At 40.8% G+C, this 17,276-nt stretch carries 10 protein-coding genes and 1 tRNA gene; 5 read left to right on the top strand and 6 right to left on the bottom strand.

The annotated features are described in order from the left end of the window. Positions 1–508: 508 nt before the first annotated feature. Complete coding sequence (locus tag NYE33_RS14020; RefSeq protein ID WP_042139124.1) at positions 509–1,546, top strand: LacI family DNA-binding transcriptional regulator; 1,038 nt, start codon at positions 509–511, stop codon at positions 1,544–1,546. Positions 1,547–1,783: 237 nt separating this feature from the next. Here NYE33_RS14020 and NYE33_RS14015 read toward each other — a convergent pair. After that, positions 1,784–1,869: transfer RNA gene (locus NYE33_RS14015), tRNA-Leu, on the bottom strand. A 232-nt stretch (positions 1,870–2,101) separates the two neighbouring features. Between NYE33_RS14015 and NYE33_RS14010 the strand changes: the two genes are divergently transcribed. From NYE33_RS14010 to NYE33_RS13990, 4 genes are read left to right on the top strand one after another with little or no spacing between them, the layout of a single operon-like run. Then, positions 2,102–2,896, top strand: coding sequence for a ParA family protein (locus NYE33_RS14010; RefSeq protein ID WP_341066168.1), 795 nt, complete (start codon positions 2,102–2,104; stop codon positions 2,894–2,896). Continuing rightward, positions 2,883–3,926, top strand: coding sequence for a ParB N-terminal domain-containing protein (locus tag NYE33_RS14005; protein ID WP_341066166.1), 1,044 nt, complete (start codon positions 2,883–2,885; stop codon positions 3,924–3,926). The genes NYE33_RS14010 and NYE33_RS14005 overlap by 14 nt, the downstream gene beginning before the upstream one ends. Further along, positions 3,926–4,354 carry a DUF6075 family protein gene (locus NYE33_RS14000; protein WP_341066164.1) on the top strand — a complete coding sequence of 143 codons (429 nt, stop codon included), beginning with the start codon at positions 3,926–3,928 and terminating at the stop codon, positions 4,352–4,354. Before NYE33_RS14005 ends, NYE33_RS14000 begins: the two co-directional genes overlap by 1 nt. Before the next feature lie 36 nt (positions 4,355–4,390). Beyond that, positions 4,391–10,996 carry a helicase-related protein gene (locus NYE33_RS13990; RefSeq protein ID WP_445669779.1) on the top strand — a complete coding sequence of 2,202 codons (6,606 nt, stop codon included), beginning with the start codon at positions 4,391–4,393 and terminating at the stop codon, positions 10,994–10,996. Between the two features lie 298 nt (positions 10,997–11,294). Here the strand turns inward: NYE33_RS13990 and NYE33_RS13985 are convergent, their stop codons facing one another. From NYE33_RS13985 to NYE33_RS13965, 5 genes are all read right to left on the bottom strand, one after another. Continuing rightward, positions 11,295–11,936 carry an Nmad2 family putative nucleotide modification protein gene (locus NYE33_RS13985; RefSeq protein WP_341066160.1) on the bottom strand — a complete coding sequence of 214 codons (642 nt, stop codon included), beginning with the start codon at positions 11,934–11,936 and terminating at the stop codon, positions 11,295–11,297. Further along, positions 11,930–12,397, bottom strand: a complete 468-nt coding sequence (locus NYE33_RS13980) for a TIR domain-containing protein (RefSeq protein ID WP_341066157.1) — start codon at positions 12,395–12,397, stop codon at positions 11,930–11,932. Before NYE33_RS13980 ends, NYE33_RS13985 begins: the two co-directional genes overlap by 7 nt. Positions 12,398–12,418: 21 nt before the next feature. Next, the gene (locus NYE33_RS13975) at positions 12,419–13,414 is read right to left on the bottom strand and encodes a thymidylate synthase (protein WP_341066156.1); all 996 of its coding nucleotides are present in this window, start codon (positions 13,412–13,414) and stop codon (positions 12,419–12,421) included. After that, positions 13,411–15,084: a nucleotide kinase domain-containing protein gene (locus NYE33_RS13970; protein ID WP_341066154.1), complete on the bottom strand. Its 1,674-nt coding sequence runs from the start codon at positions 15,082–15,084 to the stop codon at positions 13,411–13,413. Before NYE33_RS13970 ends, NYE33_RS13975 begins: the two co-directional genes overlap by 4 nt. A gap of 1,177 nt (positions 15,085–16,261) precedes the next feature. Further along, positions 16,262–17,176, bottom strand: a complete 915-nt coding sequence (locus tag NYE33_RS13965) for a toll/interleukin-1 receptor domain-containing protein (RefSeq protein WP_341066152.1) — start codon at positions 17,174–17,176, stop codon at positions 16,262–16,264. Between the last annotated feature and the right edge of the window lie 100 nt (positions 17,177–17,276).

Genomic DNA, 17,276 nt, shown 5'->3' with positions numbered 1-17,276 from the left:
TCCGGGCTTCCGGTCTTTTATTTTGTGTGATTCCAGAAGTTTGTTGCAAGGTCTCCTTCCTTTAATACTCATTTGTAAAAAATAAATGTGATTTTGGATACTTATCGCACGAAAGTAAGTGCTTCCATTAAGTACTGCCAACGGCTTAATAAATTTAACTTACAACATCACGATTACTTCGTCAAGAATTTTTATGACTATAAAAGTAAACATATGCACACCAACAAAAACACAATTTCATTTTAATAACGATTATTCATTGATTTTTCAGCTTTCAACAACGAAATGATAGTTTTCTCTTACGAAAAAGCCATAACAAAGTGAATGAACACCGTCCATTCCTCTTGTTCATTTGTTTACTTTTGCACAAAATAAAAACCTTATTAATCTTTCTTTTTACTTTTAATCCAATTGTTCATTTGTAACAATTAAGTTGACAATTACATTAATTTGTACTACGATTATTTTGGTCGAGAACGCATTACTTCTGCTAAAGGAGCCATTATCTTTGAACAAAGAAAAAGTAACCATTCAAGATATAGCCGATTCGCTTGGACTTTCTAGGAATACGGTATCCAAAGCATTAAATAATAATCCCTCTATACCGGATGAGACACGCAGCAAAGTGGTTAGGAAAGCTATCGATATGAATTACAAGCAGTTCGCCTTGTTCGAACAAGAAGTCACACCTGCCAAAAGAACCGGTAATATTGCCCTGCTTACAGCAAATATGCCGAACAATTCACATTTTGGCACATCACTGCTAAGCGGCCTCGAACAAAAAATCAGCTCCGAAGGCTTTAATTTGTCGATACATATCGTTCGAGAGAATGAACTCGATTCGTCGGCTCTTCCTGTCAATTTCGACAAAAGTAAAGTAGATGGCATTGTCTGTATCGAATTGTTCGACAAGAGCTACTCGGAGTTTATTACGTCATTCGGGATCCCGACCTTATTCATTGACGCTTCAGCAGAACTGACGTTTTCTGAGATGAAGGCAGATCTACTGCTGATGGAGAACATTCACAGTACTTTCAGTCTAACGAAGAAGCTCATTGATGAAGGAATTACGGAGATCGGGTTTATCGGCGATTCCCGCCATTGCATGAGCTTCAACGAGCGTTGGGACGGGTTCACCAAAGCCATGTATGCCGCCCGGATTGATCTTGATGAATCCTTCTGCATTCTCGAAGACGACCGGCATATCGATGACTATAAGTGGCTTAAGCAGCGACTAGCAAGCATGACTAATCTTCCACCCGCGTTCGTATGCGCCAATGACTTCATCGCTATTAATGTCATTCGTATCTTAAAGGACCTAAATATTCAAATTCCTGGTGAGGTTAGGGTCTGCGGATTCGATAATTCCCCGGAGTCACGAATCGTCGAACCCCACTTGACCACCGTTCATATCCACCGATCCGAAATGGGCTTCCTTGCCGCCGAGATGCTCCTTTCCAAAATCGAAAATCCCGGCAGACCTCCACTGGTTACGCATGTTAAGACGATGCCGGTTTTCCGTCAATCGACGGGTCATGTGGAGTAGGCAGTTGAGGAGTATTGAACGTGTCGGAAGCTTAAACCAAGGAACCCTTTCAGCAAACGCTATGCTGAAAGGGTTCCTTGGTTTTTGCTGTAAATAACCATTTTTAATAAGGAAAGCAGGTCATTTCGGGACATATTCTTTGCTAATTACGGCGAGGAACCTGTTGTTCCACGATCTTTGGTTTGTAAAACAAACAAGGGTTCCAGCTCTAATGAGCTGAAACCCTTGTTGTTGTAGTGCCGAGGACGGGGGTCGAACCCGTACGGTACTCACGTACCGCAGGATTTTAAGTCCCAGAAGTCATTTGGACTTTAACCCCCTGCAGTGGAATATAAGGGAACTTACAATCCGCAAAAAACCTTGTAGAATCAAGGGTTTTTGCGGTTTTTCGTGTTTTTCTTAGAGCCACAAGGGTTTCCGGCAACAAGCAACAGAAAGAGCAAATTTAGCCTTTGGAGAGAACTGCGAGAGAACTCGGAGAGAAAAATGAGAGAACCAGCCCGCTCCCTACCATTGACAATATGTTCGGAGCAAACCTCCGGGGAGGTTTTCATAATGAGACAAACAACCGTTATCACCATTGCCAATCAGAAAGGTGGCACAGGCAAGACTACCACCGCCTACAATCTGGCGTGCGCCTTGTCCTATGAAAATAGAAAGGTGCTGCTGGTTGATTTCGACCCACAAGGCAATCTAAGCATGTGCTTTGGAATTGAAAATCCAGATCAGCTTAAGTTTTCAATGTTCAATATTATGAATGCCCTCATGAGCGACGAACCACTGCCGGCTCCTGAAGAATACATTCATAATCATGGCAATATAGACCTCATCCCAAGCAACATTGAACTATCCGTTGCTGAGATTAATTTAAGAGATGAAATGGGTGGGGAAAAAACTCTCACCACATTGCTGGAATCCATGCAGCAAAGATACGACTATATCATTATAGACACAAATCCCTCTCTTGGTCTACTAACGATAAATGCCCTGGCGGCCAGCGATAGTGTGTTGATTCCAGTAAACCCTCAATTGTGGTCAGCGACAGGCCTAACTCAGCTTCTGAAAATTATCATTAAGGTAAAGAAACGAATTAATCCGCGGATTAACATTGCAGGTATTTTAATGACCATGTGTGATACTCGAACCAATTTATATAAAGAAGCCTTTCGGTTGGTAAAAGCTTATTACCAGGAAACCGTCCGTATCTTTAATGTTCAAATCCCTCTTTCAGTCAAAGTCGGTGAGGCGAATTTCTACAGTCAAAGCATTATTGAATTCAATCCTAAGTCGAAGGTAGCCACTGCTTATTGCAGTTTAGCGAAGGAGCTGATGCAAGATGAGCAGCAATAAGCGACCTATGCCTAAGCTTTCAAGCATTGATGAGCTTTTACTTTTGTCTGAGGGACCAGAACATTTAACATCATCTCCTGAAAATTCAGGAGTCACTTCCCTTCTACTCTCCAGCCTTATTCCCTTTCATAAACATCCATTTAAGCTGTATGAGGGCAAAAAACTGGATGACTTAATCGAAAGCGTCCTAGAGAACGGTGTGCTAATTCCCGTTATAGTCCGTCCAATGGAACAAGATTCCTATGAAATTCTTTCTGGGCATAATCGCGTCAATGCCGCTAAAGCTGCGGGGTTACTTTCTATCCCTTCCATTGTTAAAGAACAATTGACGGAAGCAGAAGCTGTAATTATCGTGGTGGACACCAATTTTCATCAACGTTCCATTCAGGATATGTTGCCCAGTGAACTTGCTCGTGCCCTGGAGATGCAGCTTGAAGCTTGCAAAGAAGCTAAGCAAAAACAGAGTAAAATAACTCAGCTTGAAAACGGCGAGACCCCTTATAACACCGAGGATTCTAAGTCCACTGTCCCAGTGGGACAGCGAGCTTGGAGTGTGGATGAAGTTTCCGAGAAAAACGATATGAGCCCAACCAATATCAAACGATATTTGCGCTTGAATCACCTTCTACCAGAACTCATGGAAAGAGTAGATCAAGGTGAAATCAAGCTTCGCCCGGCCGTCGATCTCTCTTATCTGAAACGGGAAGAACAACAAACGGTGGAATTATTAATACAAGGACAGGGTTACAAAGTAGACATGAAAAAATCCGAGCTGCTTCGAGCAAAATCAGAAAATCGGAATTTCACTGAGCAAGCCGCATCAGCGATCCTTTCCGGTGGGTCTAGCTGGAAGCCAAAAAGTAAGATTCCTGCTCCATTCAAGCTAAAGCATAAAGTATATGCCAAATATTTCTCTCCTGAGAGTAAAGCCGCAGAAGTTGAGGAAATCATCGATAAAGCTTTAACCCTATATTTTTCGCTCCAGTCAGAGCCTGAACAACATCCCTTAATTGAAGAGGAGGAAATTTAATGGTATTCAAAAATCTGGCCCATGAACAGTTTTATGAAGGTAATGTCATTCGTGCTGAGCGTCAACATGATCCTTACCGATCCGCTCTGTTTTATCTGTTAGGCCTTACAGAAGATACTCGCAGTCACATAAATGATCTTTATGATTTCAGAGAAGACAACATTAGGCTAGAGGGCTTAAACAACGGCTGGCAGACAGGAACAACGGTCCGTCTTACCCGTCTCGCATTTAACCTCTATTCGGGCTATACGGGAGAACATGAAGATGAGACCCACTCTTTCAGCCCGTATTATCTGTTCGATAATGGACTCATGCCATATTTCTTTGAAGGAATCAAGCTTCGCTATCCAGCCTATGCCGTGGATATCAAACGAGATTGGCTTCCCTTTGTACCAGACAAAGATATCTATGATGAGCTGGAACAATAAAAGTCACACGATCCATAGGAAGGGAGGGTAACCATCGTGGCTCGTGTTGATATGCTCCAGGTAATCTATAAATCTGCTGTATCACAGATTTCTCACTCTCCGAAAAATTGGATGAATTATTTGGAATTCGCTGCCGGAATCTATAAATACTCCTTTGATAACAGTCTGGTGATCTATGCTCAGAACCCAACTGCCACCATGCTGGCTCCTCTCCCCCTTTGGAATCAGATAGGTCGTTATGTGAAAAAGGGTGAAAAGAGTATCGCCGTTTGCGATTTTCAGCTGGGGAGTCCTGTGCTGAATCACCTGTTTGATATCACTCAAACTACAGGGAAATCGGCTCCTGCACTCTGGAACCTGGAGCAAATAGACCAAATTGAATTAGCGGGACGCTTGACTTCCTATGACACCATGGACCTTTCCAATGCCATCTTCGAACTGACCAAAGCATCTGTTGGTTCTGCTTGGGATGAGCTGCTGCAAGACTTTGAGCACGATGTCGAGAATCACTTTCTCGGTACACTCCCCCTGCATGGCTTAGAGCAACATATGGCTGATCTAATTATGGACAGCGTTCGCTATCTTATCCACTGCCGCTGCCGGCTACCGGAACCTAATAGGATTGAATTCGCCACCATTACGCATTTGGATACTCTTCCTCTTGTCGCTCGTTTGGGCTATCAGGTGAATGTCATCGCCCGCAGCTTGCTTAACGATATTGCCCGCTATATTAAAATCATGGAAAACGAAAGGAGTACCTTTTATGAACAAGAAGGAACACCCAAGCCTAACCTATCACGAGATCGACGGTCTGCTGTATCCCGACCTGCAAATCTCGGGTCCGGAAGCGGACCAGCAGCCGCTTGGCAAGTATGGGCGGATGGCGCTGAACCAACTACGCAACCATCACCCACAGCGCTTCCTAATTCTTCAAATGCAAGGCGATCTGATGGAGAAAATACACCAAGTCGAACAGGAAGCACTGGAACGGTTGGAGCAGTTGAGCGAGCAACTGCTTCGACTCCATCCGATGCCGCAGACCGAGGATACCCTAGTACGAACGCGCCATCTGAATCAGATCAAATCCACAGCAGAGGAATTGGTGCTGAACGAAATCGTGCTGAGACCAAGATAACCGCACCTTCACCTCCCGCTATTCTCAAGCAACCCCCTGCCCCGGAGCCGCCAGCCAGCGGTTCTTTTTTTATGCCTGAAATTAACGACGGTGCAGAAAAGCATACTGCCGAGGAAATGCTGGAGTACTTGTTACGTAGTGATCGGGGAAAATCAGAGATTAAACCACGCATCTACCAATTCGTGACCGAGCAGCATCCCGTTAAACCCGCCGCTCTTGTCCCGCTGCTCAAAGTAGTCTATGGAATTGGAGGCGCATGGGGCAGCTTTGACAATGAGCTGAAGGGATATATGACGAATAGCAAAGGAATGGAATTTGAATGGAAGGAAGCTGGTGGAACCCGTCGAGAAGGGCTTACCTGGAATAGGGTAGCAGCCATGATACTAAGGCTGATCGGGGAAGGACGTTATGATGAACAATTCTCCCCCTTCCCGCTGCAAGAACTGGAGTGGACTTTATTCGACTTTGCCGAACACCAATCCCACGAAGAAAAACAGGAACTAGACATCCACTCTATGGAGTCAGTTGAAATCTTGCCTAAACTGTCTGAAGAAGATACATCTACTGTTCCAACACCTCCTACCAAGGCTAAGGGGACCGCTTTTGAGGAAAATACGTTCAACATAGTTCCCCCTTCTACCGCCGATCCTATCCATGCCATCAACTATCACTTTAATCCTGAAGCCTCTCCCTATGTGTCCGGCCCCAAAAGCAAGTATAAGCGAAATGTAGAAGCAATCCGCTTGCTTAAACATCTTGAAGCCGACCAGCGTCAGGCTACAGCGGAAGAACAACAGATCCTGGCCGGTTATGTGGGCTGGGGCGGATTAGCGAGTGCTTTCCACCCTACGGCATCTGGGTGGGAGGGTGAATATACCGAGTTGAAACAATTACTTGATAATGAAGAGTACGACGCAGCACGTAATTCTACAATTACTGCCTTTTACACCGAACAATCGGTTATTCAACCGATTTATACTACCTTACAGCGGTTTGGGCTAACAGATGGAATTGGACGTAAGCTATTAGATCCGTCCATGGGTACAGGTAATTTCTTCTCTGTACTGCCGCCAGAATGGAATCAAGCCGAGCTTCACGGGGTGGAATTGGATCAACTGACCGGCAGAATTTCTCGACAGTTGTACCCTCAAGCCACAGTTCACCTCCAGGGTTTCGAAACAGTAGATTGGAGAAATACTCGTTTTGATGCGGTGTTTTCCAATATTCCGTTCAACAATATTCGCATCTTTGACCAGCACTACCAAAGCAATCATTTAATTCACGATTACTTTCTCATTAAAGCTCTAGACCTGTTGAAACCCGGTGGTGTTCTCGCCTTCATTGTCAGCAAGGGAACGATGGACAAACAGGATTCTTCAGTTCGAGAAATTCTGGCCCAAAAAGCGGACCTTATCGGTGCCGCTCGCCTGCCTAATACGACCTTTCAAGCTTTGGCTGGAGCTACCGTGACCACGGATATTGTCTTTTTGCAAAAACGGGAGCAGCCGCTTTCGCTGAACAAGGAAGACATGCCAGACTGGGTGTTCATCGGGACAACGTCAGATGGAGTCCCTATAAATCGCTATTACCTCAGTAACCCCGACCAATTATTGGGCCAGATGATTTGGGAACGTGGGATGCATGGGGTCGAGCAAACCGCTTGCGTGCCGGATGAAAACCAACAATTATACGACGTACTGGAGCAGGCGCTGGAAAGATTGCAGGCTGTCGTCCCTTCTCTTCCACCTTCAGTGAGTGAGTCAAAACCCTCGGTGCTGATAGGCACCGATGAACCGAAGCGCTTAGAAGCACCAGCGGGCACCAAAAACTTTACCTATATCATCGAACAAGGACAGATCTATTATTGCGAAAAGGGCGAGTTGTTACCCCAAGACATTAAGGGGAAAAAGGCAGAACGCATCATAGGATTATGCGAGATCCGAACTGCGCTGCTGGAAGTAATTTCACTTCAGTCCCGTGAATATGGTTATGAAGAAACTGAACTGACAGCAGTTCAGCACACATTAAACAGTGCATATGACCGATTTGTTCGTTCCTGCGGTTATATTAATGATCGAGCCAATACAGCCGCTTTTGCCGACGATGATCAACTGCCACTACTTCGTTCCATCGAAGACCTGAATCCAGAAAAAACATGGAGTAAAGCAGCTATCTTTTTTCGACCCACCATCCGTTCCAACCATCTACCCGATCACGCAGAGTCTGCGATTGAAGCACTGCAAATCTGCTTGAATCAGCGACTGCGCATTGACTTACCTTACATGGCTCATTTGTACCGTACAACGACAGCTGAAATCCGTGAGGAATTGGGCGAGCGTATCTTTTTAAACCCACAGAAATATACGGGTGATGAAGAAGAAGGTTGGGAATTGGATGAAGATTATCTATCCGGTAACGTTAAGGACAAATTAGCTTACGCCATCCTAAAAGCGAAAGAGTTCCCAGATCTGTTTCAGCGCAACGTGTCTGCACTGACCGCTGTTCAGCCCGCCCCACTGCTTCCTGGCGATATTGATTTTCGTATTGGGAGTCCTTGGATTCCGGTACGGTATTACCGGGAATTTATGTATGAAACTTTCGGAACCGCTAAGGTACTGCAGACTACGCAAACTGTCGATGTAGATTATCTAGAATTCACCAACTTATGGCGTGTATCAGGCAAATCATTGGAGCGTGATTCCATAAAAGTGAACCAAACCTATGGAATACGTCACGCCAACGCTTATGAGATTTACGAATCCAGCTTGAACCTGCAAAGCATCACTATTCGCGATCCGTTTACCTACGTGGACTCTAGCGGCAACGAACAAATAAAGTATGTCGTGAATGCTAAGGAAACGATGATTGCCCGTGCCAAGCAGCAACAGATGAAGGAAGCTTTTGCTTCCTGGTTATTCCGCGACAAGGATCGCGCCGACAATCTACTAGCAATCTACAACGATAAGTTTAACAACATTCGTCCTCGCCATTACAACGGGGATCATCTCGTATTCGCAGGTATGAATGAGGAAATGCAGCTCCGAAAGCATCAAAAAGATGTGGTTGCCCGAATTCTCTACTCCGGTACGGCGCTTATGGCCCATGAAGTCGGCGCTGGCAAAACCGCGGCAATGATTACTGCCGGGATGATGTTAAAACGCATCGGAGCTATTCAAAAACCAATGTACTGCGTACCTAATCACCTCACAGAGCAATGGGCAAATGAGATTTTGCGTTTCTTCCCTGCGGCAAACATTCTCGTGACTACGAAAAAGGATTTTGCCTTGACCAACCGTCAACGTTTCGTCTCTCGCATTGCCATGGGCAACTACGATGCTGTTATTATCGGGCATAGCCAGTTTGAGAAGATCCCTATTTCCAGTGAACGTCAGGAGCATCTCTTGCAAGATGAAATTCGCAATGTGTCTCAAGCCATTGACCAGGTGAAAAAGGAAAAGGGAGACAACTGGAGCATCAAGCAGATGGTGGTATTTGAAAACAATCTGAAATCCCGTCTGGAGCGTCTGGCGAATGAAGGCAAAAAAGATGATCTACTCACCTTTGAACAATTGGGCGTCGATATGCTATTTGTGGATGAGGCTCATGCCTATAAGAACTGCTTTACATTCACCAAAATGAGAAATGTCGCCGGAATCGGTAAAACCAGTAGCCAGCGCGCCACCGATATGCTACTCAAATGCCAATATCTACAGGAAATGAACAGCGGACGTGGCGTGGTCTTCGCAACAGGCACACCGATCAGTAACAGTATGTCGGAAATGTACGTGATGCAGCGTTTTCTTCAGCCTCATTTGCTGCAAAAGCTGGGTCTTAACTTTTTTGACAATTGGGCGGCGACCTTTGGTGAGGTGGTATCCTCTCTGGAAATCACACCAGAAGGCAGCGGCTACCGGATGAAATCCCGATTTGCCAAGTTTCACAACCTACCGGAACTGATGAATCTATTTCGCTTAGTGGCAGATATTCAAACTGCTGATATGCTGCAATTACCCACGCCAAAACTCGAAGGTGATAAAGCCACCGTTATTATCAGTGAATGTTCTCCTTTTCAACAGCAGCTAATGGACGAGTTTGTGGTGCGTGCTGAGCAGATCCGAAACAATGATGTGGATGCATCCGAGGATAACATGCTCAAGCTGACACATGAAGCCAAACTGATGTCAATTGATCCCAGGTTAGTTCATGAAGACGCTCCCGTTGATCCCGACTCCAAATTAAATCGATGCGTCCATAACCTCTACGACATTTGGCAGCAAACAGAGGCTGAAAAACTGACCCAGGTCGTCTTCTGCGATAGCGGCACACCAAAGCCGGGAATCTTTAACGTGTACGATGAGGTGAAGAGTCAACTGACACTTCGCGGCATACCTGAGGACGAAATCGCCTTTATCCATGATGCCAAGACGGATGCTCAGCGGGAGGATTTATTCGAAAGGGTGCGCCGCGGCGAAGTCCGTGTTCTGCTCGGCTCCACCTCCAAGCTCGGGACAGGGACCAATATTCAGGATCGTCTCATTGCTGCACATCATACTGATTGTCCCTGGCGACCCTCTGACATTATCCAGCGTGACGGCCGCATCATGCGGCAGGGCAATCGCAATCCAGTAGTGAAGATTTTCCGTTATGTTACAAAGGGAACCTTCGACTCGTACTTGTGGCAAATTCAGGAGCAGAAGTTACGCTATATCTCCCAAGTGATGACCGGCAAAAGCATCTCCCGCTCCTGTGAAGATACGGATGAAACGGTCCTATCTGCTGCCGAAGTCAAGGCCGTAGCTACCGGTAATCCCATGCTTGCCGAAAAGATGCAGGTGGATAACGATGTCTCCCGCCTCAAGCTTCTGAAGGCCAATTGGCAAAATGAACAGGTGATGTTGGAGCAGCGTATCCATAAGCAGTATCCTTTAATGCTCCGAGTGTGTGAGGAGAAAATGGAGAAGCTCCAGGCGGATATTCAAATAGCTGAGCAAAATCGGCAACTGGATTTCTTGATTCAACTAGATGGAATTAACTATGAAGAAAGAACGCAAGCCGGAGAAGTACTTCTTCTGTTAGCCAAACTAACCGAGAGAGATCAATCTTATAAAGTTATTGGTCAGTATCGTGGTTTTCCACTCTCTTTGTTCCGTTCAATTTATGATAACGTCCATATACGGGCCCAAGGTGCAGAAACACACTCCGCAGAACTTGGGGGTTCAGCACTGGGAAATATCTCTCGCCTCGAAAACCTGATCGAGAAGTTGCCTTCATTGCTTCAAACTACAATACAGAATCAGGAAGAGACGCTGGAGCAGCTTGCTGCAGCACAAAAAGAATTAGGCAGGCCATTTGAGGAAGAGCAGCAGTTGCAACAACTGGTCATGCGGCAATCCGAGATTAATTCGGCGCTGGAGTTTAAGGAGTTACAAGGACAGGAGATCGTCATGGAGGAACAATCCGAGGCAACGGATCGGAAGCCGGAGAAGGAATTGGAACCTGAAATATAATTCATCTAATGAGAAAGAAACATCTCCCTAAATGCAACTGGAAATATAAAAGAAGGTATCCCAGTTTTTCGAGTCCAGATAATCCCAATCCATAAAGGCTAGTTGTGACTATTGTATAAACATATACTATCTTTATTTTTTCAACTCGTTATCAGTTTTGGGAATAACATAAGATTGCAAAAAAAGAAACCGTTCACTACAAGGAACGGCTCCTTCATATCGTCATTAAGATTTTCCAGCCAGAAAAAATCACAAATTCAGTTCTTTAACTTATCAATCTACTTAAATCTATTTATTTTTAGTTTCCATCATACCGTTCAAAATCATTCTTAAACAAACAAGGCTTATCAACATATCCTTTCTCATGTGTTTTGGATAACCATTCAACAAAGTTAGCGATTATTAATGGATCTACAATTTTCTTATATCCAATACCATTTTTAACAATATCAGATGCTAACGACTTTGGGAGCAAAGGGGCAGCCTCTCCAAAATACCAAAAAAGTGTAGAAACCAGTACATTTTTTCCACTTGTATCTCTTTCTAGATTTATATTATTTGTTGCACCATCTGGCAAACTATGATGCGAATTGACTTGAAGATATTTCTGCTTTTCTTGATCAAATTGGTAAATATTATCCCCATATTTTTGTTTTTTACTGCCATTCATTATTGGCTTTTTATATTGAAATCTTGGATCATTCCAGTAGTCCTCAAAGCTTACCACTTCACCTATCTTCATTGCATAAATTAAACGATCCCCCAGTTTATTTTTTTTAGAATTTGAACCGGTTCCTATTACCCAATCACCTTTAGTCGCAGTTCTTCTTATGTCCGGTTTACAAGTCGCTAATGTACAATAATCGCCAAAGGGATTCGGAGCAAAGCCATAATCTCTCGTAATAACATAAGAATATAGTATTCGAGCATCTTCTAACATGTTACTCTCCCCGATCCATCGATTGGTCGATCATTCCCAGTACTATCATGCCATATATCTTCACCTTCAATAGCTGCTATTAATTTATCAGAATTCCATGCAACACAAGCATCCCCATAATCTTTAAAGCTTTCCGGAAGATCTGCATCTGTTGCTCCTTGTATAAAAACTCCAACTATCCGTTTCCCATGTCTAAAAGCATAATCAATCTCCCAGTTTACCCAATCTCGCTCATGCGTTTTTGGTCCAATTAGGACTAGGACTGTTCCAGCTCTATCAATCTTAGGCCTCAGTAATGTCTTGATATATTCGGTATTAGTTGCATTATTAGGATTGGTTTCAACAATAGAACTGTCGCTTACACTATAACCCTTGCTTTCAATCAATTTTTTTAGTTTTGGGATATGCTCTTCATCTTTACCATAATGAGGAATAAAAACATTTATTCTATTTTTACTCATAATAAAAACCTCCTCGATTAACTATTTTGTTTTTTCCCAACTATTCCACAAATGCTTATATAGATCACTTTGACAATTATTAATGAGATGATTTTTTAATTCCTTATATCCATATCTTCTCGCAGCATATGCAGCAATAATAAACATAATATTATCGTATGCTTGATATCCTGAATTTAATGAAGCAATCCTGCAAAGAACATTTTCTTTAATATCACCAGTCGATATTACTCGCATCTTATTAAAAATCTCATCAAGCAGCTTTGAAGAAGTTTGTTTATCTAGCATCAAATTGTCTTGATTTGGTGGAGTACTATTTTGGAGAATAGATAGTTTACTAAGATCACTTTCATATAAATGCAGGCTATCACTAAAATGTGTATACAAACCCAATTCTACATTTAGCCACCCTGCTAATATTTCTTGCAGCATTGTAAATTGTATAAAGTTGTATGGTACTCCTCTATAAATATCATTACTTCGTAATATCTGAGTCCATTCAAGCTTAGCATTTCGTATTTTTAGCATTGAACAGATGTTACAAGGAATGTCTGGAGATACTGGAGCTCCTAAAAAATCAGGCTGATCATCTTCTGGATTCCAAATTAACATTACTGCTTGTCTTGAATTTGGATTATTCATCAATGTATTATAAGCATCATTAAATTGATCTCTTCCATATCTTTTTCGTATTCTGTACCCGTATGCACCGTGGTATATGCTTCCATTACCTGCATATCTTTGTAATGGCGGGTTCCAAAAATTAATAATTTCAGAATCATTGCTTCCTGCCAAAATCCATATTACCTCCGCAAGAGCAAAAGCAATGCTAATTGAAGGATTTCGATAAGTTACCCATCTTTCTCGTGGATTAGAAATTGAGAATACTGTATGCAATAGTTCATATGTGTCCCCAGAACGACTTTCAACAATGCCAACATTTTCACTACCTGTCAATTTGTTATAAGCCTGACACCAAACATCGTTAGCCGTCGTCCCAGAAAACAAGTGGGTCATATCATCACCTTCTTAATATGCTGGTTAATATTCCACTTAGGGGGATAGAAAAGTTCCAACTCACCATGTGGTACGAAAAGTTGCTTAATTCTTTTTCTGTCCCCATTGTTAAAGGAAGGATATGCAACTCTCGAATACTTATCAGTCTCACAAAAAAGATTTTGGCAATCTATAAGTTGTAAAGGCCTCCCCCATAGAGTTTTAAAAATCAATCCTAATCTATCAAACTCTTTTTCTTGTGACTCCTGTACGTATTTAATAATATCTTCCTTAGAAAAATCACTACTATTTTTAAAGCATTTATTTATTCCATTTATTGCGCCAGGACCTGCAACTACAAACGAACTTTCGTCGAAATTGCAAAGTTCACTATAGTTAATATCTATGCAGTATTGAAAGGCTAAAAACTTTCCGAGAGTTGGATAATACAATATATTTTTGTAGACTTCTTCCAAACTTTTTAAATTACCGATTTTAATAGGGAACTGATCATGCATCATTTTTTCAAGTAACTTTAAATTGTTTCGATGCTTCTTCTCATATCCAAATGAAGATTGACCAGAGGGCATGATGTAGGCTGCAGAATAAATTTTTTTATTATTAGTTAACGCCTCAATTAATACTTTATCGTAGTATTCAAATTTATAATTTTCATAACTAATATCCCCGAATTTGCTTTCAAGATATTCCCATGTTTCTATTTTATTGAACAATTTAAACAACATTATCCGAAAAAATTGGTCCTCTCTAGTATAAGAATTTCCATTATAAATAACATTCTTTATTAGATATTGACTGACTCTATCAGATGCCCTGTATACGTTAGTAAATTTATATTTCTGTAATATAGGATCTTCTGTAAATTGAAAAGTTTCTCCATAGAATCGACTAAAAAAAATATTTTGTCTTTCCGTTGCGAACTTCCAGTACGCATCATAAATGTGCGTAGTTATTAATTCTGAAGATTTTACATGAAATGAAAATCTTTTTTCTGAACTAGGTGTTTTAAGTAACATCTCGTGGTGAATTACGGGGAGATTCTTTTCTTTTAAATTATTTAAAATTTCCTCGAAAACAGTATCGACAGCATCTCCAATAAATTCATTATTTGAGATTATAGAAACTGAGTTGTTGTTTTTTTCTTTAAAAACTAGCTTTTCATAAATAGACAACACATTATTTAAATAATCATTTTCACTACTATCATTATTTCTTGTAATAAGGAAGTATTGAGCTACCGGAACTCTTTCTAGAATTTTTCTTTCGGGTTTAATTATATCCTCAATGTCTTCCCCTTTTATGCCATTTGCTATTCCATAAGCATATGTTGACCACCAAAATCTATCTAATAAAACAATTTTCCCACTCTGTAAATCAGGAATGATTTTATTATTTATAGTATCTATATGAGCAGCTACATGAAGCATCTGCAAACTCAACGGATCAAGCGGTTTAGATAAAAATTTATCTTCATTATGATGTAAATCATAAACCAGAGCGCCTAATGTCCCTTCTGACTTTCCTGGGAAACTATAACTCGTGTAGGGCAACCCAAAATCGTTCAATTTCAATTCTAACTCTTTAACAATGGTAGATTTCCCTACTTCATCTACTCCTTCAAAAACAAATAATTTACCAGAGAAAATCTTTCTTTTCGAGTTAGCTTTCACTTTATTCCTCCATCCGAGGGTAATAACATTAATGAATATATTATATCAAAAAATGCTACATTTTTCCTTTGTTTTTCGGGAAGGCAGTATTATGGAACCATTAAATAAATGAAATTTCATAATTAAGTAAGTGGATTTAGTTCTAAATACCCGGGTAATTAATTAAAAAATTCCTATTCAATGATAAAATAATAATGGCATTTCGCTATATTGGATGAGTTTTATCTAGAATATTATTTCATCCTTTTCAGCTTGTATCTCAAAGATTACACAAGGTCTCTTCTAACTACAATTAACGAGATATTAAATCTTCCAAGTTGTTTGTTCGCTTACTCCATAGCGTTAATTTTTATATGTCGGTTGTCATTTTCTGTAGACCAGCGCATAATCCTTTCTTCATGCTGCTTAGATGTTTTCACCAACCTTATCAATAGAAGCGCGTTGCCCAAATTCACCACCATTCCTTTAGACACACATTGGCCAAAGTATAGGAAGCCCTCAATAATATACTTAAGAGTAAATTCAAGAGATACGTTCTTCCTAGCTTCATACTGTCATTTCTAACCGTTCCAACGTTCTCTTTTCCTCGGCTTCAAGTGCTTACAATCACTATAAATCACCAATAAACCATCATGTACTAAGTTTAATTTCACCCATTGAAATAGACCTGATTTACATGTAGTGGCGGCATACTCCACTCCAGTAAATCAGGTCATAAATTTTCAGCTATAGAGGATTTTCAAGTAATATATCATGATTTTCCGAGGTGCTCTTTCATACAAAAGCTACTTTTTTTTGCGCTTGAACAAACTCAGGTACTACATTTTACTCTTCATGAGTACCACATCCACGGTTGTTTCCATCAAATGAAAGTTATCAAAGGTAAATTCCGCACCCTAAAAATAAAGGCAACCGATATATTGCAACGCACTTTTTGATCAGTAACAAGGCTACTTCTTTACTCTCAAGATTGCGTCCATACTTGTTTTTGGTCCGGCCCCCTTCAAAGAGCACTATCCGCCGCGGTAAGCGGTATTTTCGCTAGGTGACTAACATCTTTCTGTGAATGAAACTACATTAAGACAATGCGAATATTTTGTAACTTGACCGGTAGATTGTACTGTTCGCAACCGTTGATAAGAAGTATTGACTATCACTTAATATTTAAAATTTGTAATTAAACACCTTCTTTATATTGATTTATAAATAACCCGATATGATCTTCAAGTTGCTGATGTTCTTGTAATATTAGAATATTCTCATAAGATACAGTCTCAGCTATAAATGGATACTCAGAAAAGAAGATATCTTTAATGCCAGTATTAATAATCAGAAGAAAAGTGTATTTTTCTTTTTCATGATAATACGCAATTGATAACTCTAGCTCGAATCGACACCATTTAGAATTCAAAAAATCTTCAGTAATATAAAATAGAATTGTATTAGCTTGATTTAATCCAGCTTCAATTTCTTTTTTTATTAACTCATCATCTTGATCTGGTTTAATTCTGAATTTATCCAGCCAGATTAATTCATTTACTGATGTGAAATATGGCATAATTTTTTCTAATTCTTGTTTTTGTTTTGAAGAATGACTAAAGAAAAGAGTTGTTCCTCCTGTCAATTTCTCGAAGGCATCATAACCTTCTTTTCTTAATCTCTGAATATGTTTTTCTGTAATTTGGTTCCGTGATAAGTCAATCTTATTTTCATGCCAAAAATCAAGTAGGATCAATCTTGCACTATCTGAATCAATTATATCATGAGAATTAAACCGTCTTTCTCCAAGCCTTGCAAACAACATTAATGGTGATAAATCTATTCTATACGTACCCATGGGAATTAACATGTCTTTCATCCATTCAATTTCTCGAGATGCATATGAGGCGTATGAAAGATGTGCATATAGTTCTAAACTTGATGGGACATTATTAATGTAGATACGAAATTCTTTTAAAATAGGGTATTTATGTTCATCTGCAATTCTTGCCAATAAATTAAATGTTTTACTTCTGCTTTCGAAGTAATCAAATTCAAAAATAAAATCCTGATTTTTTTTTGAATCATCTAGCATCTCAACACTTCTCCCCAAACGACCTACTTTTATTTGTAACTAAATTAAAATCATTTTAATTGAGTGTGCATGCGAAATAGGTTAGTTACAATATCAACTCAAGACACATACAATATTC

It is taken from the genome of Paenibacillus sp. FSL R10-2199 (assembly GCF_038000235.1).
GTDB classification, from domain to species: Bacteria; Bacillota; Bacilli; order Paenibacillales; family Paenibacillaceae; genus Paenibacillus_AQ; species Paenibacillus_AQ phytohabitans.
Note: the sequence above shows the minus strand (reverse complement) of the source record. Positions and strands in the feature narration are given on the sequence as shown.

Excerpts from the sequence above, each read along its gene's own strand:
- NYE33_RS14010 (WP_341066168.1), top strand. The coding sequence starts at position 2,102 with ATGAGACAAACAACCGTTATCACCATTGCCAATCAGAAAGGTGGCACA.
- NYE33_RS14005 (WP_341066166.1), top strand. The coding sequence starts at position 2,883 with ATGAGCAGCAATAAGCGACCTATGCCTAAGCTTTCAAGCATTGATGAG.
- NYE33_RS14000 (WP_341066164.1), top strand. The coding sequence starts at position 3,926 with ATGGTATTCAAAAATCTGGCCCATGAACAGTTTTATGAAGGTAATGTC.
- NYE33_RS13985 (WP_341066160.1), bottom strand. The coding sequence starts at position 11,936 with ATGTTAGAAGATGCTCGAATACTATATTCTTATGTTATTACGAGAGAT.
- NYE33_RS13980 (WP_341066157.1), bottom strand. The coding sequence starts at position 12,397 with ATGAGTAAAAATAGAATAAATGTTTTTATTCCTCATTATGGTAAAGAT.
- NYE33_RS13975 (WP_341066156.1), bottom strand. The coding sequence starts at position 13,414 with ATGACCCACTTGTTTTCTGGGACGACGGCTAACGATGTTTGGTGTCAG.